We start from the raw sequence: 20,655 nt of genomic DNA on the forward strand, positions 1-20,655 counted from the left end.
AACGCGGAACGAAGTCTTCCGCGTTGGTCCGTACCGTCCTCGCCATGGACACCACACCGCAGATCACCCCGTTCACCATCGACGTTCCGCAGGCCGACCTCGACGACCTGCAGGCCCGGCTGGAGCGCACCCGGTTCGCCACCGAGGCACCAGGCAACGGTTGGGACCACGGCGTCCCGGTCGGTTTCGTGCGGCGCCTGGTCGAGCGCTGGCGCGACGAGTACGACTGGCGGGCCTGGGAGGCCAGGTTCAACCGCTACCCCCAGTTCACGACCGAGATCGACGGCCAGCAGGTGCACTTCCTGCACGTCCGCTCCCCCGAGCCGGACGCCTTCCCGCTGCTGCTCACGCACGGCTGGCCGGGGTCGATCGCCGAGTTCCTGGACGTCATCGAACCGCTGACCGATCCGCGGGCTCACGGCGGTGACCCGTCGACCGCGTTCCATCTGGTCATCCCGTCGCTTCCGGGGTTCGGGTTCTCCGGCCCCACCGGGTCGGCCGGCTGGGACCGGGCCCGGATCGCCCGCGCCTGGGTGGAGCTCATGCGGCGCCTGGGCTACGAGCGCTACGGCCTGCACGGCAACGACGGCGGCTCGCTGATCTCGCCGGAGGTCGGCCGGCTCGACCCCGGGCGGGTCGCCGGCGTGCACGTCACCCAGGTGTTCTCCTTCCCGTCCGGCGACCCGGCCGAACTGGAGGGGCTCAGCGACGACGAGCAGGCCGGGATGCAGCGGCTGCAGTGGTTCTGGGAGAAGCTCGGCGCCTTCAACCAGCTGCAGGCGAGCCAGCCGCAGACGCTGGCGCACGCCCTGGCCGACTCTCCCGCCGGCCAGCTCGCCTGGAGCGCCCAGCTGTTCGGCGCGGACGCCGTCAGCGACGACTTCATCCTCACCAACGTCAGCATCTACTGGTTGACCAACACCGCCGGGTCGTCGGCGCGGTTCTACTACGACGACGCGCGGGGCGTGCCGCCGTCGGAGCCGACGACGGTGCCGCTCGGCCTGGCCGGGTTCAAGGACGACTTCATCTCCATCCGGCGGTTCGCCGAACGTGACCACGCCAACATCGTGCAGTGGAACACGTACGACAGCGGCGGTCACTACTCCGCCCATCAGGTCCCGGACGTGCTCGTGGCGGATGTGCGTGAGTTCTTCCGCGGGTTGCGGTGACACTCGCCGCCGTCGTTGTCGGTGCTCCGCGAGAGGCTTGACCCATGCCCGACGTCCTCACCCGGCGCGAACTGAACCGTGCGACGCTCGCGCGGCAGCTGCTCCTGGACCGCGCCGACCGGCCGGTGCTCGACACCGTCGAGCACCTGGCCGGGCTCCAGGCGCAGCAGCCCTTCTCGCCGTACTACCAGCTCTGGTCCCGGCTGCGCGGGTTCGCCGCGCAGGACCTCGCCGCACTGCTGCTGGAGCGTGCCGTGGTCCGGATCGCCACCCAGCGAGGCACCATCCACCTGCACTCCGCCGCCGACGCGTTGGGCATCCGGCCGTGGATCCAGCCGCTCTACCTCGCCGACCTGCAGGTCAACACCGAGCACGCCAAGGCGCTGGCGGGCGTGGACCTCGACGCGGTCCGCGCGGCCGCGCGCACGATCCTGGACGAGTCGCCGCGCACCGTGGCCGAACTGGGCCGGCTGCTCGCGGCCCGGTGGCCGGACGTCGGGGCGTCGCATCTGGCGTACGCGGCGCGCAACCTGCTGGCGCTGGTGCAGGTCCCGCCCCGTGGCGTCTGGGGCCGCAGCGGGCAGACGCGGCTGGCGACGGTGGAATCCTGGCTGGGCCGGCCGGTCGAAACCGCGCCGGATCCGGCACGGTTCGTCCTGCGCTACCTCGGTGCCTTCGGGCCCGCGTCGGTGCTCGACGTGCAGACCTGGTCCGGGCTGACCAGGCTGCGTGACGTGGTCGACGAGCTGCGACCGGGGTTGCGGGTCTTCCGCGACGAGTCGGGCCGCGAACTGTTCGACCTGCCCGACGCGCCTCGTCCTCCGGCCGACACACCAGCGCCGGTCCGGTTCCTGCCCGACTACGACAACGTGCTGCGCTCCCATGCCGACCGCACCCGCCTCGTCGACGACGTCACCCGCAAGCGGATGAACCGCCGCAACGGCGTGGTGCCGCACGCCCTGCTCGTCGACGGAGAGGTCGCCGGCTGGTGGCGGCTGTCCGACGATGGGCTCACGGTCACCCCGTTCCGGGCGTTCAGCACCGCCGAGCGCGACGCCGTCGTCGCCGAAGGGCGGGAGCTGCTGGCGTTCGCAGCTCCGGACGCGGATCCCGACGGCGTCCGGGTGGCGGCTCCGGAGTGACCGGCGCGCACGAGCCCGAGCCCGGCGGACCGCCGTCAGCCGGGCAGCCGCTCGTCGCCCTGCCATTCCAGGTCGGCACCACCGGCGACCAGACGCGCCTGTAGCCGGGCGACGTGGTCAGCGCTGCCATGGATGCCGTGCGGCGGAACCCCGGACTCCAGCGCGTACGCCGCCAGGGTGCCGGCCGCCTCACCGATGGACCACTCCGCCGGATGCACCCGGTAGCAGCCGTTGGTGATGTGCGTGCTGCCGATCGTCTTCGCGGCGGCCACCAGGTTCCGGACCCGCACCGGCAGCAGGGCGCCCAGCGGAATCGTGAAGGGCAGCGCGGCGATGTCGAGGTACCCGTCGCCGCCGACCGTCGGATGCAGGTCGATCCGGTAGGCGCCGGTGCCGACCGTGTCGGGGTACCGGACAGCCGGCGAACCGGCCCGCACGGTCACCGAGAGATCCTGCTCCACGGGGGTCGTGACGGCCACGATGCGCCGGCTCTCCCGGATGTACGGCGCCTGGGCCAACCCGTCGTCGGTGCCCATCACGTCCGGGCGCAACCGCAGGCCCGGCCAGCCGGTGCCGCCGTCCGGACGCGGTGCCTCGGTCTGCAGCCAATAGAGGAGGCACCGGCTCATTTCCCGGGCGCCGGCCCGGTGCTCCGCGGCGTCGGGCACACCGAGGACCGGCCCGGCGAGGTAGTCGTTCATCGGCCAGTTCACGATGGTCACGTCGCTCGCGGCGACGTCGTCGCGCACCGTCTCGCGGGCGAGGACCCTGCGGTAGCTCCACAGTTCCGGCGCCCGGACGCCCTCTTCCATGCCCACGGCGGCCGCCGGCGCGTTCGGCGCGAACCGCGCCGTCACTGGTTCACCGGTGCGCGGGCTGGGGTACGTCCAGCCGAACATCGGCCCGGGCCAGCCCTCGGGCCGGAGGTCCCGCCACCGGTCGTAACCCGGCGGGCGGTCGATGACGTGGTCGCCGTCGACGTGGTCGACCGCGAAGCAGTGCGTGACGGCCTGCATGTTCAGCGGGCGCGGCGTCGGCCCGGCGTGCGGTTCGCCGGTCTCGTCCCGCGATTCCGAGCCGGTCCGGTGCTCGACGTCGCCGAGCGCCAGGACGTCGCCGGCCTCGGTCGCGTCGAGCACGTATCTCGGCTCGACGTCCACGGTGCGACCGGTGTGGTCGCGCAGGCTCACCCCGGTGATCACGTCGCCGTCGGTGGCCACCGAGACCGGCACCGCGCGACGCAGCACTCGCAGCCGGCCGGCGGCGATCCAGGGCTGCAGGACGGCCTCGATGGCCAGCGCGGCAACCCGTGGTTCCACGCTCAGCTCGCTGACCCACGCCCGTCCGGGGTTGAGCCTGCGGTCGCCGCTCGCGGACTCCGACAGCGGGTACGTGGCGCGGTAGAGGGAGCGGATGAGCCGGCGCAGGGCCCGGTACGACGCCGTCGAACCGTGGGTCTCGATCCAGGGATGTTCGTCCGGTGGCACGCCCTGGGAGGTGAGCTGGCCGCCCAGCCAGGGGTACTCCTCCGTCAGGACGACGTCGGCGCCGGCCGCGCAGGCGGCCTGGACCGCCGCGACCCCGCCCATCCCCCCGCCGACCACCAGGACGTCCGCACGCCAGCCCTCAGCCATGGTCGCCACGCCGGGCGGTGAGGACGAACTCGTAGCGGTCCGCGCGGTAGTGCGAGACCGCGCGCTCGATCGCCCTGCCACGCCCGTCGTAGCCGACTCGCCGGACCTCCAGCAGGGGCGCGCCCGGGTCCACCTCCAGCAGCGACGCCTGGCTCTCGGCGGCCACGGACGCGGAGATCCACTGCTGCGCCATGGTCACCTCGACGCCGTAGGCGGCCTTCAGCAGCTCGTACAGGCCGGCGGAGATGTCGTGCGTCAACAGACCCGGGAACGGGTCGGCCAGCAGGATGACCTCCTCGAGGCACATCGGCTTGCTGTCGGCCAGCCGAAGCCGGTCCAGCCGGTACGCCAGCGTGCCGTCGGGTACCGCCAGGTCGGTCGCGACGGTGCCGTCCACCGCCAGCGGCTCGGCGTCGAGCAGCTGGCTTCCCGGCTCGAGTCCGCGCGCTCGCATGTCCTCGCTGAACCCGGACAGCGTGGTGTCCTTGGCGATGCGGGTGGGTGACACGAACGTCCCGCTGCCGCGCACGCTGTAGATGAGTCCGGAGTCGGCCAGCGCGCGCAGTACCTGCCGCAGGGTGGAGCGGCTGACGCCGAGCTCCTCGGCGAGGTCCACCTCCCTCGGCAACATCTCGTGCGCCGCCATGGACGCGATCCGGGTGGACAGTTCGGTGTGGACCCTGTTCGCTTTCGTACTCACTTCTCTCCCGCGTCGTCGACGAGACTGGCTGCGGTGAACCGCTGGGTGATGCGCACCGGGTCGGAGATCGCGGTGCCCACGACGACCGACCACGCCCCGGCCGCGAAGGCGGCCCGGACGTGCTCGGGCGTGGTGTAGCGCCCCTCGGCGAGCACCGGGACCTCGAGCACGCCGCTGATCCGGCCGACGGCGGCGAGGTCGGGGTCGTCGGACGTGCGCGGCGCGGTGTACCCGGCCAACGTGGTGCTGACGGCGTCGGCGCCGGCGGCGACGGCGTGCCTGGCCGCGGGGACGCCGTCCACGTCGGCCAGGAAGGCCGCCCCGGCCGCGTGAGTGGCTACGACCAGGTCGGCGACGGTGTCAGCGCCGGGCCGGGGCCGGTCGGTGCCGTCGGCGGCGATGATGTCCGCGCCGGCGTCGGCCAGCCGCCGGGCGTCCTCGGCGGCCGGCGTGATGTACACGTCGCTGCCGGGAACCTGCCGCTTGACCAGCCCGATGACGGGCACGCCGAGGTCGCGCACGGCTCGCACGTGCGCGACGTCCTTCACCCGCAGGGCTGCGGCACCGCCCAGAACTGCCGCCTGCGCCATGGCCCTCATCATGCCCGCATCCGCGAACGGACTGTCGTCGCCGGCCTGGCAGGACACGACGAGTCGGCCCCGGATCTGTTCGAACACGTTCACTGGACCAGCTCTCCTTCGATGTGGGTCCGCGCGACCAACTCCTCCAACCCCGGCAGCTCCAGCTCGCCGGCCGCTATCAGCGCTGCGCCGTCGAGCGGTGCGTTCGGCGGCGCGACCACCACGCGGGCCCCGCTTGCGGCGGCGCCGATCCGTTCCCGGAAACTCGGCTCGAGCAGGGCTGCGGCCGCCGCCAGCCCGCCGGTCAGGGCCACCGTCACGGGCCGGGCCGGGTCGTGGGTGCGTTCCAGCGCCATCAACGCCGACTCCGCCAGGAGCCGGCCGGCCCGGGTCCACACCTGGCGTGCGTCCGGGTCGCCGGCGACCGCGACCGTTGCGGCGGCCTCGGCGAACGCCGCGACCTCGGCCGGGCCCGGTGCGGCCGTACGCCAGCGCCGGGCCAGCTCGTCCGCCGGCCCCCATCGCTCCAGCACGGCGTCGGCCAGCGGGCCGCCAATGCCCCGGTCGAGCTGCTCCACCCCGGCGCGGATCGCGGCCCGGCCGATCCAGTACCCCGAGCCGCGGTCACCCAGGGCGTGTCCCCAGCCGTCCACCCGGGCCACCTGGCCGTCGGCGCCGACCGCGGTGACGACGACGCCCGTGCCGGCGATCACCGCGACGCCCGGCCGGTCGCCGACGGCGCCCAGGTAGCCGGTGACCGCGTCGTCGGCGGCCGCCACGGTGCCGGAGAACCCGAGACCGGCGAGGCCGCGTCCCAGGTCGTGGATCGGTGCCGGGCCGCCGTGCAGTCCCGTCATCCCGACGCCGATCCGGACCGGGCCGTCGCCTGGCCGGGCGACGGCACCGACCGCGGCCGCGACGGTGTCGACCGGTGCGCCGGCCCAGAACCCGCCGACGCCGGCGACGCGGTCCGGCACAGCCGCGCCGGTGCGGGTGCCGGCGGTCCGCCACCGCGACCGGGTGGCGCCCTGTCCCAGATCCACCGCGATCAGCGGGGCAGCGGTGATCATGTGCCGCTCCCGGGTACGGCCGCACGAGCGCCGAGGCTCTCCTCGGCGAAGTGGCACGCGACCGTCCGGCCGGCCACCTGCCGCTGCGGCGGCTCGAGCTCCCCGCAGACCGGCCGGGCCAGCGGGCAGCGAGTGCGGAACCGGCAGCCGCTGGGCGGGTTCGCCGGCGACGGCACCTCGCCGCGCAGCACGATCCGCTCCCCGCGCGGATTCCGCCACGGCATCGGATCGGGCGCCGCCGACAGCAGCGCGGCGGTGTACGGGTGGGCCGGCTGCTCGTACACGGTCCGGGCCGGTCCGGACTCCACGATCCGGCCGAGGTACATGACCGCGATGTCGTCGCTGATGTGGCGGACCACGGCGAGGTCGTGTGCGATGAACACGTACGCGAGGTCGAGCCGTTCGCGCAGGTCGGCGAAGACGTTGAGAATCTGTGCCTGCACCGACACGTCCAGCGCGCTGACCGGCTCGTCGCAGACGATCAGCCGCGGGTTCACGGCGATCGCCCGCGCGATGCCCACCCGCTGCCGCTGGCCGCCGGAGAGCTGGTGCGGGAACCGGCCGGCGACGTCGGGCGGGAGTCCCACCAGCGACAGCAGCTCGTCGACCCGGGCGGCCCAGTCCGGCCGCGGCACGATGCCGGGATGGATGCGCCAGGCCTCGCTCACGAGGTATCCCACCCGCTTGCGCGGGTTCAGCGACGAGTACGGGTCCTGGTAGACCATCTGCAGGTCGAGCGCCAGGCGGCGCCGGCGATCGGGCGTCGCCTGGTCGATGCGCTCGCCGGCGAACGTCACGACGCCGTCGCTGACCGGTCCCAGCCCCACCAGCGACCTGGCCAGTGTCGACTTGCCGCAGCCGGACTCGCCGACGACGCCAAGGGTCCGCCCCGCGTCCAGCCGCAGGTCGACTCCGTCGACGGCGTGGATCCGGGTGGACCGGCTCCAGCCGCGCGCACCCCGTGCTGGGAAGCTCACCCGCAGGCCGCGCACGTCCAACAGCGGCGCGGTGGCTGTCTCAGTCCGCATCGAGCACCGCCTCCGCGTAGTGACAGGCCGCCGCGCGTCCGTCGCCGACCGGCCGGAGCGCGGGCACCTCGACCCGGCACCGCTCGGTGGCGAGCGGGCAGCGCGGATGGAATGCACAGCCGGGCGGTAACGCGCCTGGTGAGGCCGGAGCACCACCGATCGTGCGCAGTTTCTCCCCCGGCGTGACCGCGTCAGGCAGACTCGCCATCAGCCCGACGGTATAGGGGTGCGCGGGCCGCTCGTAGACCTCGCGGAGCGGGCCGCTCTCGACGACGCGGCCGGCGTACATGACCAGCACGCGGCGGGCGAGGTCGGCCACGACGCCGAGATCGTGGCTGATCAGGACCACGGCCATGCCGGTCTCGTCGCGCAGCTGAGCGATCAGCTCCATGATCTGCGCCTGGACGGTGACGTCCAGCGCGGTGGTCGGCTCGTCCGCGATGAGCAGCCGGGGGCCCAGCGCCAGCGCCATCGCGATGACGACCCGCTGGCGCATGCCGCCGGAGAACTCGTGCGGATAGGAGCGGTACCGCCGCCCGGCGTCGGGGATGCCGACCCGCTCCAGGACCTCGACGGCAGCGTCGTGGGCGGCCCGCCTGGACATGCCGGCACGCACCCGGAACAGCTCGGCGACCTGCCGCCCGACGGTCATCACCGGGTTGAGGGCGGACAGCGAGTCCTGGAACACCATCGACATCTCCCGGCCGCACAGCTCGCGCGTGCGTGGTCCGGGCCGGGCCGGCAGCTCGTGGCCGCCGAACCGGACCGTTCCCTGGTCGCGCCGGCTGGCCCGGGCCGGCAGGAGCCCCATGACCGCACGCATGGTGACCGACTTGCCCGAGCCCGATTCGCCGAGGATCGCCAGTGTCTCGCCGGGTGACACCGTGAACGACACGCCGTCGACGGCCCGGTACCAGGCGCCGTCGCCGGTGAAGCTGACGGCGAGGTCGGTGACGCTGAGCAGCGGCTCCGTTCTGGTCTCGCCGGTCTGGTCGATCATGTCCACGACCCGCCTCAGTCCAGGGAGACGCCGACGAAGTCGGGCATGTCGTTCGGTGTCGGCTCGAACCCTTGGACCGCGGAGCTGGCGACGCTGTTCCCGTAGAGGTCCAGCGGGAAGATCCCGACCGCGTCGTTCCAGATGATGGCGCCGGCCTGCGCGTAGAGCTCGGCACGGCGGTCCTGGTCCAGCTCCTCGCGGGCCTCGATGAGCAACGTGTCCAGCTCGGGGTTGGCGTACCCGGTGCGCTCGGCGCTGGACAGGTAGAGCCGGGCCAGCGTGAAGTCGGCGTCACCGGTGAGCGTGCTGCCGGTGGACATCGTGCTGTCCCAGTCCAGTGCGAGCAGTCGTTCGAGCCAGGTGGCCCGCTCCAGCGGGGCCGGCTGGACGGTGATGCCGACCTTGGCCCAGTCGCTGATCAGCGCCTGCGCGAACGCCTCGCCGTTCGCGCAGCATCCGGTGCTCCACATCATCTCGGTGCTGAACCCGTCCGGATAGCCGGCCTCGGCCAACAGCTGCCGGGCGCGGTCCGGGTCGTAGGCGTACGGGGTGTTGTCGGCAGCACCGAAGACGTCGTCGGGCATCGGACCGGTCGCGATCTCGCCGACGCCGTCGAACAGCGCGGCGTGGATGGCCTCCAGGTCGACGGCGTGCCAGAGCGCCTGCCGCACGCGCGGGTCGGTGAGCGGCTCGCGCGAGCTGTTGAACCAGATGTAGTAGTTGGCGTAAGTCGGGAACGTCGTGACGCTGAACTCCTCGTTGCCGTCGAACCGGCCGAGCTGGTCCGACGGCAGGCTCCAGGTGAAGTCGATCTCGTCGTTCTCCAGCGCGGTGATCCGGCTGGAGACCTCCGGGATGTACTGGAAGGAGATCTCCTCGACGGCCGGCGCGTCCCCCCAGTACTCGGGGTTTCGCTCCAGCACCACGGCCTCGCCCGGAGTGAACTGCGTCACCGAGTACGGGCCGGACCCGTACGGCGCACGGTAGAACTCCTGGTCGGTGACCTTCTCGCTCGGCACCACCGGCATGATCGCGAGGTTGCTCAGCAGCGTGCCGAGCGGGGTCGACGTCGTGATCACCAAGGTGGTGTCGTCCGGCGTCTCGACCGAGGCCACCGCCGACCACGTGCCGGCCAGCGGCCCGGCCGCCGCGATCAGCGCGTCGAGCGACGCCTTGACGTCCGCGCTGGTCAGCGGCGTACCGTCGGCGAAGACGACGTCGTCGCGCAGCGTGAACTGCCAGGTCAGGTCGTCCGGGTTCGTCCATTCGGTGGCCAGTGACGGCACCAGGTCGGTGCCCTCGCGAACGACGAGGGTGTCGAAGACATGCTGGGTGACGGTGAGCGTCGGCAGGTCCGCGGAGTTCGCACCCAGCGGGTCCAGCGAGGTGACCGGTGTCGGGTTGGCGACCCGCAACACCGCGGCCGCGTCGCCCCCGCTCTGCTCCTCCTCCAGCGACGAGCAGGCGGCCAGCACGACGGCGGCGGCCGCGAGCCCGGCCAGCCCGGCGATTCGACGGTGCATGGGTAGTCCTTTCGCAGACGGTGCGGTACGGGAGGTCAGCGGGTGGTGCGATACGGGTCGAGCCGGTCGCGCAACGCGTCGCCCAGCGTCCCCGCGCAGACCACGAGGACCACCAGCGCGATGCCGGGCATGGCGGAGATCCACCACGCGGTGTCGAGGAACTCGCGGCCGTTCGCGATGGTCGTCCCCCAGCTCGGCGTTCCGACGGGAACCCCGAGGCCGAGGAAGCTCAGCGACGCCTCGGCCACCACGACGAGGCCGAACTGGACGGTGGCGATGACGAGCACCGGGCTGAGGACCGCGGGCGCCACGCAATGGCGCACGACGTAGCGGGCGGTGGCACCGAGGGTGCGGGTGGCGTTGGCGAAGTCGCGGTCGCGGACGGCCATGGCCTGGGCACGTGCGACCCGGGCGAACACCGGCCAGTTGGTGATGGAGAGGCTGAGGACGACGTTCGGCACACTCGGCCCGAGCACGGCGGCGACGAAGACGGCGAGCAGGATGGACGGGAACGCCAGCTGGATGTCGGCCAGCCGCATGACGACGGTGTCCACGATGCCGCCCCGGTAGCCCGCGACCAGCCCGGCCAGCGAGCCGACGACCCCGGCGAGCAACAGGGTGAGCACGCCGACCACCATCGACACCCGGGCGCCCTGCATGATCTGGCCCAGCAGGTCGCGGCCGACCTGGTCGGTGCCCAGGAGCGCGACGTCACCGTTGGACAGGGTCGCGCCGGGCGGCAGCAACCGGTCCGGGACACTCGTGGCGGTCGGGTCGTAGCCGGTGATCACCGGCCCCACGACGGCGGCCAGCAGATAGATGCCCACGACGACGGCCGGCAGGACGATCCGCAGCCGGCCGCGCCGGCGTACCGGCGCCGCGGTGAGTGGCGTGGTCAGCGTGGTCATCGCACCGTCCCTCCGGCTCGGCGAATCCTCGGGTCGAGCACGCCATAGAGCAGGTCGACGAGGAAGTTGATCGTGACGAAGACGAATGCGACGGTGAGCACGCAGGCCTGGACGACGGCGTAGTCGCGCGCGGCGATCGCGTCGGTCATGAGCCGGCCGATGCCCGGCCAGGCGAAGACGGTCTCCACGATGACGGCGCCGCCCAGCAGTCCGCCGAACTCCAGCGCCACCACCGTGCTGACGGGGATGAGCATGTTGCGCACCGCATGGGCGCGCAGCACCTGGCGCTCGGGCAGGCCTTTCGCCCGGGCGGTGACGATGTAGTCCTCGCTGAGCACCTCGAGCAGGCCTGTCCGCACCAGCCGCACGATCACGCTGACCAGCGGCAGCGCCAGCGTCACCGCGGGCATCACGATCGCCTGGGGCGAGCCGGCCCCGAAGCTGGGCAGCAGGTGCAGGATCCGCGAGAAGATCAGCACCAGCATGATGCCGACCCAGAACGTCGGCAGCGACTGCGTCGTCATCGACACGGTCGAGACGACCCGGTCGACGACGCCGTCCGGGCGGCTGGCCGCCCAAGCACCGAGCGGGAAGCCGATCACCAGGGCGATCAGCAGGGCGCACCCGGCGAGCAGCGCCGTCGCCCCGAAATGGCCGAAGACCAGGGCAGCAGCGGAGTCCGCCAGCCGCACCGACTCGCCGAAGTCCAGCGTCAGCGCCCGCTGCAGGAACACGCCGTACTGGACCAGCAGCGGCTGGTCCAGGCCGAGCCGCTCCCGCAGCTGAGCGACGGCGTCGTCACCCGCGTCGGGCCCGAGCAGTACGGTCGCCGGGTCGCCCGGCACCAGCCGCATCGCGAAGAACACGATGGTGGCCGCTCCGAACAGCACGATCGCGGCCTGACCCGCGCGGCGCAGGATGAACGGCGTCATCGAGGTCAGTCCGCCTGGGCCGCGAGGCGGGCCTCGATGTCCTCGATGACGGCGACGGCCGCGCGACCGTCGGAACCCGGCACCGGCGAGGGACCGCCGGACAGGGCGGCGTCGGCGAACGCGGCCAGCTCGGTGCGCAGGTTGAACGCGCCGTCGCCGCTGGCGCTGGGCCAGAAGTAGGTGTCGCGGAAGACCGCGCCGCCGTCGCGTTCCACATGGAGCAGGTCGGCATGGCCCAGGTTCAGCTCGATGATGCCGCGCTGGCCGACCACCCGCAGCCCGGCGTCGGCGCGCGACGGGCGGCCGTGCGGGAGGGTCCAGTTGTTCTCCATGCTCAGCAGGGCGCCGTTGCCCAGCCGCAGCGTCGCGTGGACGACGTCGTGGTTCGGCGAGAGCACGCGACGCCCGTCGGCGCTTACCACCTCGGCCTCCAGGCCGGTGACGAACCGCACCAGGTCGATGTCGTGGACGCCGAGGAACCAGGCGACCGACGTGCGGTCCCAGATGCCCGCGCCCACCAGTTGCGAGGTGCAGCGCCACACCTTGACGTGCCAGATCTCGCCCAACTCGCCGCCCTGCACGATCTCGCGCGCTCGGATCACCCGCGGGTCGAACCTCAGGATGTGCCCGATCATCAGGGCGTCCGGGTCGGTGAGTTCGCCGATGATCCGGTCACAGCTCGCCGTCGACGTCGACATGGGCTTCTCCAGCAGCACCCGCTTGCCGGCGCGGAGTGCCCGGACGGTCACCTCCTCGTGCAGGTGGTCGGGCATGCAGATGCTTACGGCGTCGACCTCGTCGAGGAACTCGTCCATCGAGCTGGTCGTCTCCACGCCCAGCGCCGAGGCGGCCCAGCCGCGGTTCGCCTCGTCGAGGTCCGCGACCGCTCGCAGGTCCACCTGGGCCAGCCGAGCCATGGTCTGCGCGTGGAGCCGACCTTGCACTCCGACACCCACCAGGCCCACGCGAAGTCGATCCATCGCCGGACGCCTCCTGTCCATACCTGTAGTCGATAGGTACATACTTGAAGACGAAAGATACATACATGCCTACACGGCGGCAACCCGGCGTCGCCCCACGACGACGAACACCACGCGAGGGCGCCGCACACTTTCTTGAATCTGTGGCACGATGGCGCAAGAGTTATGACGGGAAGCGCCTTACGAGGGACGTCTTCCCTTTCGCGCATGGTTCGAGGAGGTTCACCGACGTGGCAGAACAGCTGACCATCCCCGCCGATCAGGTCCACGCCGTCCTCGGCCAGCACCTGCTCACCGACGGTTTCAAGCTCGTCCTCGACACCGACGCGAGCCAGGGCAGCTGGCTGGTCGACGCCCGGGACGGGCGCCGCTACCTGGACATGTACACGTTCTTCGCCTCCGCGCCGCTGGGGTGCAACCCGCCCGGAGTGGTCGACGACCCCGCGTTCATGGACCTGCTCGCCCGCGTCGCGGCCAACAAGCCGGCCAACTCCGACGTCTACTCGGTGCACCTGGCCGAGTTCACCGAGACGTTCGCCCGGGTGCTCGGCGACCCGAAGCTGCCGCACCTGTTCTTCGTCGAGGGCGGCGCGCTGGCGGTCGAGAACGCGCTCAAGGCCGCCTTCGACTGGAAGAGCCGCCACAACGAGGCCAACGGCCGCGACCCCCGTCTCGGCACCAGGGTCATGCACCTGACGAAGGCCTTCCACGGCCGCAGCGGCTACACCATGTCGCTCACCAACACCGAGCCGAACAAGACGGCGCGCTACCCGCAGTTCGACTGGCCGCGCATCGACGTGCCGGCCATCCGGTTCCCGCTGGCCGACCACCTCGACGAGGTCATCGCTGCGGAAGAGCGCGCGCTCGACCAGGCCCGCCGGGCGTTCGAGCAGCACCAGCACGACATCGCCGCGTTCATCTGCGAGCCGATCCAGGGCGAGGGCGGCGACAACCACATGCGCCCGGAGTTCCTGCAGGCGATGCAGCAGCTGGCGCACCAGCACGATGCGCTGTTCATCGTCGACGAGGTGCAGACCGGCACCGGCACCACCGGCACCGCGTGGGCCTACCAGCAGCTCGGCCTCTCCCCCGACATCGTCGCCTTCTCGAAGAAGGTTCAGGTCGGCGGCATCATGGCCGGCGGACGCATCGGCGAGGTCGCCGACAACGTGTTCGCAGTGTCCGGCCGCATCAACTCCACCTGGGGCGGCGGGCTCACCGACATGGTCCGTTCCCGCCGGCTGCTGGAGATCATCGAGAAGGACGGGCTGATCGAGGCCGCGGGTGCCAAGGGCGAGCGGTTCGTCGCCGGGCTGCGCACTGTCGCCGCCGACACCGGCATGGTCGGCAACGTACGCGGGCGCGGCCTCATGGTCGCCGCCGACCTGCCCGACGGCGCCACTCGCGACGCCGTCATCGCCGACCTGCGCGAGACCGAAGGGGTCATCGCGCTGCCGAGCGGCGAGCGGGCGATCCGCTTCCGTCCTGCCCTGTCGGTGACCGATGATGAGATCGACCTGGCCGTCACGGCGTTCGGCCGGGCCGTCGCCCGCCAGAGCGCCGCCTGAACGTCCACCGTCGTCAGCCGCACGAGGAGCAGAACCACCGTGACCCGCATCGTCAGCTCGGTCGTCGACGGCGTCGCCGTCTCCGACGAAGCACAGCCGACCATTCAGTCGCTCAACCCGGCCCACCTCGACGAGGTGGTCGGCGAGGTGCGGCTGGCGCCCGCCCGTGTCTTCGTGTCCGCCGCGGTGGTCGCCAAGAACGCCCAGCAGGCGTGGGCCGACGTCCCGGCTCCGGTGCGTGGCCGAGCCATCGCGCACATCGGCCGCGTGGTCGAGCAGAACGCTGAGAGATTGGCGAAACTCGTCGTCAGAGAGATCGGCAAGCCCTATGCCGAGGCGCTCGGCGAGGTCCGCGAAATCGTCGACACCTGCGACTTCTTCCTCGGTGAGGGCCGGCGGCTCTACGGCCAGACCGTCCCCAGCGAGATGCCGGACAAGCAGCTGTTCACGTTCCGCAACCCGGTCGGCACGGTCGCGGTCATCACGGCCGGCAACTTCCCGGTCGCGGTGCCGTCGTGGTACATCGTGCCGGCGCTGCTGGCCGGCAACACCATCGTGTGGAAGCCGGCCGAGTACTCCGCCGTCGTCTCGCAGGCCTTCCACGAGCTGTTCGTGCACGGCGGTGGCCTGCCCGACGGTGTCTTCAACATCGTGCACGCCGACGGTGCCGCCACCTACGAGGGTCTCGAGCAGTCGCTGCAGCTGGGCTACATCGACAAGGTCGGTTTCACCGGCTCGTCGGAGGTCGGCCGCGAGATCGGCGCGCTCACCGGCCGGCACCTGCAGACCGCCTGCCTCGAGCTGGGCGGCAAGAACCCGCTGGTCATCACGCCGAGCGCCGACCTGGACCTGGCGGTGGAGGGTGCGCTGTTCTCCGGCTTCGGCACCGCGGGCCAGCGCTGCACCTCGCTGGGCACGGTCATCGTCCACGAGTCTCTGCACGACGAGTTCCTGCGCCGGTTCACCGCGGCGGTGGACGCCGCCGCCGTCGGCGACCCTGCACAGGACGTGCTGATGGGGCCGCTGCTGGACGCGAAGTTCGCCGAGCGGTACGAGAAGTTCCTCGGCTGGGTGCAGCCGCAGCACACCGTCACCGGCCCGACCGGCCGCATCACCGCCGGCAACCCTCGCCCTGGTTTCGTCGGTGACCCCGCCGACGGTCTGTACTACCACCCGGTGGTGGTCGACGGCGTGCGGCCCGGCGACGAGCTGTTCGACCAGGAGACGTTCGGCCCGATCGTCGGCGTCACCACGTACTCCACGCTCGACGAGGCGATCGAGCTGGCCAACGCCCCCGGCTACGGGCTGTCGAGTTCCATCTACACCACCGACCCGGCCGACGCGTTCGCGTTCCGGCGTGGCATCGGTGCCGGCATGGTCAGCATCAACAACTCCACGTCGGGCGCCGAGGCACACCTGCCGTTCGGTGGCAACGGCAAGTCCGGCAACGGGTCGCGCCAGTCCGGCATCTGGGTGCTCGACCAATTCACCCGCTGGCAGTCGGTCAACTGGGACTACTCAGGCAAGCTGCAGAAGGCACAGATGGACGTGGCCGACCTGGAGCCCGACACCGGGTTCGAGCTCGGCGACTGAGCACGGCCATGCCCGCACAGCCAGGTTCCGCGGCGGCGCTCGAGCATGCCCTGCTCACGGGCATCGAGGCGCTGCCGGCGGCGGGCTCCGGCGTGGCTTCGGCTGGGCTGCTGCGCGGCATCTTCGACGCCCAGGTGACCAGCCGGCACCTGGACGTCGTCGCGCGGGAGCTGCAGGCGGCGGGGCGCGGCTTCTACACGATCGGGTCGGCCGGACACGAGAGCAACGCCGTCGTCGCGGCGGCGCTGCGCCCGACCGACCCAGCGCTGCTGCACTACCGTTCCGGCGGGTTCTACGTCGCCCGGGCGGCCCAGGTGGACGGCTCCACACCGGTACGCGATGTCCTGCAGAGCCTCATGGGCGCCGCGGACGAGCCGATCGCCGGCGGCCGGCACAAGGTGTTCGGCAATGCCCGGCTCTCGATCATCCCGCAGACCTCCACCATCGCTTCCCACCTGCCGCGGGCGGTCGGTCTGGCGGTGGCGCTGCACCGGGCTCACCGGCTCGGCGTGGACCCTGGCTGGCCGGCCGACGCCGTCGTCGTCTGCTCCTTCGGTGACGCCTCGGCCAACCACTCCACCGCGGCCGGGGCGGTCAACACCGCGTTGAACACCGCCTACCGCGGTCTGCCCGTACCGGTCCTGTTCGTCTGCGAGGACAACGGTCTTGGCATCTCGGTGCCCACCCCGGCCGGCTGGGTGGCATCGGCGTACGGCTCACGGCCCGGCCTGACCTATGTGACGGCCGACGGCTCCGACACCGCCGGGGCACTCAACGCGGCCCAGGAGGCCGTCGGCCTCGTCCGCGAGCGGCGACGGCCGGTCTTCCTGCACCTGTCCACGGTCCGCTACCTCGGGCACGCCGGCAGCGATGCGGAGATCAGCTACCGCACACACACCGACATCGCCGCCGACCACGCCCGCGACCCCATACTCGGCACCGCCCGAGCACTGGTCGCCGCCGACGCCGCCACGCCGGCCGAGCTCGTGGGCCGGTACCACCAACTGCGGGCCGAGGTCGACGCCGTCGCCTCCTCCCTGCAGGGCGCCCGGACGCTCCGCTCGGCCGCCGAGATCGTCGCCCCGCTGGCGCCGCGCACGCCGGATGCCGTTACCCGGGCCGCCGGGCAGCTCTACGACGATGGCCGCGCCGCCGTCCAGGCCACGCTCGCCGAGTCCGTCAACGCCACCCTGGGCGCCGCGCTGGAGCGCGACCGCCGCGTCGTCGTGTTCGGCGAGGACGTCGGGCGCAAGGGCGGTGTGTACGGAGTGACCCGGGGGCTGGCGCGGCGGTTCGGGCCGGCACGGGTGTTCGACACTCTGCTGGACGAGCAGTCGATCCTCGGTCTCGGGCTCGGCGCCGGCCTGGCCGGCCTGCTGCCTGTTCCGGAGGTCCAGTACCTGGCCTACCTGCACAACGCCGAGGACCAGCTGCGGGGCGAGGCGGCGTCGCTGTCGTTCTTCTCCACCGGGCAGTACCGCAACCCGCTGGTGGTGCGCATCGCCGGGCTGGCCTATCAGCGCGGCTTCGGCGGACACTTCCACAACGACAACGGCGTGGCGGTGCTGCGCGACATCCCCGGCCTGGTGGTCGCGTGCCCGTCGCGCGGCGACGACGCCGCGGCGATGCTGCGCACGTGCCTGGCCGCCGCTGCCGTCGACGGGACGGTCTCGGCCTTCCTGGAGCCCATCGCGCTCTACCACACCCGCGACCTGCATACCGACGGCGACGGCGGGTGGCTCGCGGCCGATGCCGGCGAGCATGTGCCCATCGGCCGGGCCCGCGTCCATGGAGAGGGCTCGCGCCTTACCGCCGGGTCCGGGTTTGACAATGACAGTGCCGACATCACCATCGTCACCTTCGGCAACGGCGTGCCGATGAGCCTGCGGGTGGCCCGCCGGCTGGCCGAGCGTGCCATCAGCGCCCGGGTGCTCGACCTGCGCTGGCTGGCCCCGTTGCCGGTCGAGGACATCGTCCGCGAGGCCGCGCTCACCGGCCGGGTGCTGGTGGCCGACGAGACCCGCCATTCCGGCGGGGTCGGCGAAGGTGTGGTGACCGCGCTGGTCGAGGCCGGCTACACCGGCCGTATCGCGCGGGTCGCCAGCCATGACAGCTTCGTCCCACTGGGTACCGCGGCAGGCCAGGTCCTGCTCGGTGAGCACGACATCGAGAAGGCGGCCGTGGAGCTGGCCGAGAAGGAGTGACCATGGCATCGCCTCTGGAGCTGCTGAGTGTCGAGCACCTGCTCAGCGAGGAGGAACGCGACCTTCGCGACGCCGTGCGACAGTTCGTCGACGACCGCGTCCGTCCAGGCGTCGCCGACTGGTACGAGGACGGCCTGGACGAGGCGACCGCGCGCTCGCTGGCTTTCGACGCCGGCAAGCTCGGTCTGCTCGGCATGCACCTGACCGGGTACGGCTGCGCCGGCACCAACGCCGTCTCATACGGCCTGGCCTGCATGGAGCTGGAGGCCGGCGACTCCGGCATCCGCTCGCTCGTGTCGGTGCAGGGGTCGCTGGCGATGTTCGCCATCTGGAAATTCGGCTCGGAGGAGCAGAAGCAGCGCTGGCTCCCCGGTATGGCCGCCGGCGAGCTGATCGGGTGCTTCGGCCTGACCGAGCCCGACTTCGGCTCCAACCCGGCCGGCATGCGCACCCGGGCCCGCCGTGACGGCGACGAGTGGGTGCTCGACGGCACCAAGATGTGGATCACCAACGGCACCATCGCCGACGTCGCCGTCGTGTGGGCACGGACCTCCGACGACGGCGCGGTGCGCGGCTTCCTGGTGCCCGCCGGCACGCCCGGGTTCTCCGCACCGAAGATCGGCAAGAAACTGTCGCTGCGGGCGTCGGTCACCAGCGAGCTGGTCCTCGACGGCGTCCGGCTGCCGGCCGACGCCGTCCTGCCGGAGGTGAGCGGCCTTCGCGGCCCGCTGTCGTGCCTGAACGAGGCGCGGTTCGGCATCGTCTTCGGTGCGCTCGGTGCTGCTCGCGACTGTCTGCACGCGGCGCTGGACTACGCCTCGACCCGTGACGTTTTCGACCGGCCGCTCGCCTCGTTCCAGCTCACCCAGGCCAAGCTCGCCGACATGGCGCTGGAGCTGCAGAAGGGGTTCCTGCTGGCGCTGCACCTCGGTCGTCTCAAGGACGCCGGCACGCTCGAACCGGCGCAGATCAGCATCGGCAAGCTCAACAACGTCCGCGAGGCGCTGGCCATCGCCCGCGAGTGCCGCACCATTCTGGGCGCCAACGGCATCACGCTGGAATACCCCGTGCTCCGGCACGCCAACAATCTCGAATCGGTGCTCACCTACGAAGGCACCAGCGAAGTGCACCAACTCGTCATCGGTCAGGCTCTGACCGGCCGCGCCGCATTCAGCTGACCCCGTTTCGGCTGACGCGCCAATGCACGAGGCACCGTTGCGGGATCGCATTGTTGTGCGACCATTCCCGTCACTCACGGTGACGCTTCACTTCAGGTGACGATTTGCGTCGCACTCCGTAGACGCAGCCTTCTGAACAGTGACTTTGGCGCATTACGTGATGCAGATCACGCCGTTTCGCCATGCGTCGCCGCGTGTAGCGAGTTACCTTCAGCATCGAGTCAACGCCATCGTCATGAATGGCGATCACGGGGAATTGAGCCGGCCCGGGTCCCTGCCCGGTCGCGCTCGGGGGGAAATCGGGGAAAACTGTCATGCGCAGCAGCCTGCGCGGATTCGACGTGCCGGACATCCGGGTCACCGTCGTCATTCCGGCACACAACGAGGAACGTCGCATCGCCGCGGCGCTCGATTCGCTCCGGGCTCAGACCCGCCGGCCCGACCATGTCATCGTCGTCGCCGACAACTGCGTCGACGGCACCGTCGCGGTCGCGCGCACCCGGCGCCGGGTCGAGGTCGTCGAAACCGCCGGCAACACGCACAAGAAGGCCGGCGCACTGAACCAGGTGCTGGCCGAGGTGCTACCCCGGCTGCGGCCGCGTGACCTGGTCCTGGTCATGGACGCCGACTCCACGCTCGCCCCGGCGTTCCTGCAGGTCGCCGTCGACACTCTGCGTGGCGACGACGGTATCGGCGCGGTCGGCGGGATCTTCCTCGGCGAGCCCGGCGCGGGTCTGCTCGGCGAACTCCAGCGCAACGAGTACGCCCGGTACCAGCGCCAGATCGCCCGCCGCGCCGGCGAGGCCATGGTGCTGACCGGGACCGCCACCCTGCACCGGGTGGACGTGCTGCGCCGGCTCCAGCTGCGGCGGGGTCAGGTGTACGACACCGGCGCCCTCACCGAGGACAACGAGATCACCCTGGCGATCAAATCGATGGGGCTGCGCTGCGTGTCGCCGCGGGAATGCATCGTCGTCACCGAGGTCATGCCGACCTGGCCCGACCTGTGGCGGCAGCGGATGCGCTGGCAGCGCGGCGCCCTGGAGAACCTGCGTGCCTACGGTCTGAACCGGGTGACGCGCCCGTACGCGCTGCAGCAGGCGGGAATGACGCTCGGCGTCGTCGCGATGTGGCTCTATCTCGTCTTCACCGTGTACCTGGTCGCGACCGGTCAGTTTGGCCTACAGCCGTTCTGGGCCGCGCTGGGCCTGATCTTCGTCGCCGAACGGGTGGTCACCGTCTGGCACCGCGGGCGCGGTGCGCGGCTGCTCTCGGCGACGTTGGTGATCGAATGGTTCTACGACCTGGTTCTCCAGGCCGTGCTCATCCGATCAGTCATCGACGTGGTCCAGCGCCGTCAGGCGACCTGGCACCACGTCACGACCGACCAACCGCCACTGACGCCGGCTCGGTCCTGAACGAAGCACTCCAACGGGGGGAATCAC

Annotated in this window: 17 protein-coding genes; 7 read left to right on the forward strand and 10 right to left on the reverse strand. The window is 71.7% G+C overall.

Going from position 1 to position 20,655, the window contains the following annotated elements; translation table 11 throughout:
• Positions 1-44 precede the first annotated feature (44 nt).
• On the forward strand, positions 45-1,169 hold the full coding sequence (locus tag JIAGA_RS0113910; RefSeq protein WP_026876129.1) for an epoxide hydrolase family protein: 1,125 nt from the start codon (positions 45-47) through the stop codon (positions 1,167-1,169).
• A 44-nt stretch (positions 1,170-1,213) separates the two neighbouring features.
• Entirely contained in the window at positions 1,214-2,311 is a 1,098-nt protein-coding gene (locus JIAGA_RS0113915; RefSeq protein WP_026876130.1) for a winged helix DNA-binding domain-containing protein, read from the forward strand.
• 35 nt (positions 2,312-2,346) lie between these two features.
• On the opposite strand, the gene JIAGA_RS0113920 is transcribed toward JIAGA_RS0113915, so the two are convergent.
• From JIAGA_RS0113920 to JIAGA_RS0113965, 10 genes are read right to left on the reverse strand one after another with little or no spacing between them, the layout of a single operon-like run.
• Positions 2,347-3,945 carry an FAD-dependent oxidoreductase gene (locus JIAGA_RS0113920; RefSeq protein WP_026876131.1) on the reverse strand — a complete coding sequence of 533 codons (1,599 nt, stop codon included), beginning with the start codon at positions 3,943-3,945 and terminating at the stop codon, positions 2,347-2,349.
• Entirely contained in the window at positions 3,938-4,645 is a 708-nt protein-coding gene (locus JIAGA_RS0113925; RefSeq protein ID WP_026876132.1) for a GntR family transcriptional regulator, read from the reverse strand. Before JIAGA_RS0113925 ends, JIAGA_RS0113920 begins: the two co-directional genes overlap by 8 nt.
• Positions 4,642-5,328 carry an N-acetylmannosamine-6-phosphate 2-epimerase gene (locus tag JIAGA_RS0113930; RefSeq protein WP_026876133.1) on the reverse strand — a complete coding sequence of 229 codons (687 nt, stop codon included), beginning with the start codon at positions 5,326-5,328 and terminating at the stop codon, positions 4,642-4,644. Before JIAGA_RS0113930 ends, JIAGA_RS0113925 begins: the two co-directional genes overlap by 4 nt.
• Positions 5,325-6,296, reverse strand: coding sequence for a BadF/BadG/BcrA/BcrD ATPase family protein (locus tag JIAGA_RS33140; RefSeq protein ID WP_051426078.1), 972 nt, complete (start codon positions 6,294-6,296; stop codon positions 5,325-5,327). Before JIAGA_RS33140 ends, JIAGA_RS0113930 begins: the two co-directional genes overlap by 4 nt.
• Complete coding sequence (locus JIAGA_RS0113940; protein WP_026876134.1) at positions 6,293-7,324, reverse strand: ABC transporter ATP-binding protein; 1,032 nt, start codon at positions 7,322-7,324, stop codon at positions 6,293-6,295. The genes JIAGA_RS33140 and JIAGA_RS0113940 overlap by 4 nt, the downstream gene beginning before the upstream one ends.
• Positions 7,314-8,324, reverse strand: a complete 1,011-nt coding sequence (locus tag JIAGA_RS0113945; RefSeq protein ID WP_051426658.1) for an ABC transporter ATP-binding protein — start codon at positions 8,322-8,324, stop codon at positions 7,314-7,316. The genes JIAGA_RS0113940 and JIAGA_RS0113945 overlap by 11 nt, the downstream gene beginning before the upstream one ends.
• A gap of 14 nt (positions 8,325-8,338) precedes the next feature.
• Complete coding sequence (locus JIAGA_RS0113950; protein WP_026876136.1) at positions 8,339-9,847, reverse strand: ABC transporter substrate-binding protein; 1,509 nt, start codon at positions 9,845-9,847, stop codon at positions 8,339-8,341.
• Between the two features lie 35 nt (positions 9,848-9,882).
• On the reverse strand, positions 9,883-10,755 hold the full coding sequence (locus JIAGA_RS0113955; protein ID WP_157553145.1) for an ABC transporter permease: 873 nt from the start codon (positions 10,753-10,755) through the stop codon (positions 9,883-9,885).
• Positions 10,752-11,687, reverse strand: a complete 936-nt coding sequence (locus JIAGA_RS0113960; RefSeq protein WP_026876138.1) for an ABC transporter permease — start codon at positions 11,685-11,687, stop codon at positions 10,752-10,754. Before JIAGA_RS0113960 ends, JIAGA_RS0113955 begins: the two co-directional genes overlap by 4 nt.
• 5 nt (positions 11,688-11,692) lie before the next feature.
• Positions 11,693-12,667 carry a Gfo/Idh/MocA family protein gene (locus JIAGA_RS0113965; protein ID WP_169738867.1) on the reverse strand — a complete coding sequence of 325 codons (975 nt, stop codon included), beginning with the start codon at positions 12,665-12,667 and terminating at the stop codon, positions 11,693-11,695.
• A gap of 230 nt (positions 12,668-12,897) precedes the next feature.
• Here JIAGA_RS0113965 and lat point away from each other — a divergent pair, with 230 nt between their 5' ends.
• The 5 genes from lat to JIAGA_RS29740 all read left to right on the forward strand — a co-directional run bounded on the left by lat (position 12,898) and on the right by JIAGA_RS29740 (position 20,628).
• Positions 12,898-14,235, forward strand: a complete 1,338-nt coding sequence (lat, locus tag JIAGA_RS0113970) for an L-lysine 6-transaminase (RefSeq protein WP_026876140.1) — start codon at positions 12,898-12,900, stop codon at positions 14,233-14,235.
• A 39-nt stretch (positions 14,236-14,274) separates the two neighbouring features.
• On the forward strand, positions 14,275-15,828 hold the full coding sequence (locus JIAGA_RS0113975) for an aldehyde dehydrogenase family protein (protein ID WP_026876141.1): 1,554 nt from the start codon (positions 14,275-14,277) through the stop codon (positions 15,826-15,828).
• Between the two features lie 8 nt (positions 15,829-15,836).
• Complete coding sequence (locus tag JIAGA_RS0113980; protein WP_026876142.1) at positions 15,837-18,032, forward strand: thiamine pyrophosphate-dependent enzyme; 2,196 nt, start codon at positions 15,837-15,839, stop codon at positions 18,030-18,032.
• Between the two features lie 2 nt (positions 18,033-18,034).
• The gene (locus JIAGA_RS0113985; protein WP_026876143.1) at positions 18,035-19,210 is read left to right on the forward strand and encodes an acyl-CoA dehydrogenase family protein; all 1,176 of its coding nucleotides are present in this window, start codon (positions 18,035-18,037) and stop codon (positions 19,208-19,210) included.
• 314 nt (positions 19,211-19,524) lie between these two features.
• Positions 19,525-20,628 carry a glycosyltransferase family 2 protein gene (locus JIAGA_RS29740; protein ID WP_051426079.1) on the forward strand — a complete coding sequence of 368 codons (1,104 nt, stop codon included), beginning with the start codon at positions 19,525-19,527 and terminating at the stop codon, positions 20,626-20,628.
• The last annotated feature ends 27 nt before the right edge of the window (positions 20,629-20,655 follow it).

The organism is Jiangella gansuensis DSM 44835, from assembly GCF_000515395.1.
Taxonomy (GTDB): Bacteria; Actinomycetota; Actinomycetes; order Jiangellales; family Jiangellaceae; genus Jiangella; species Jiangella gansuensis.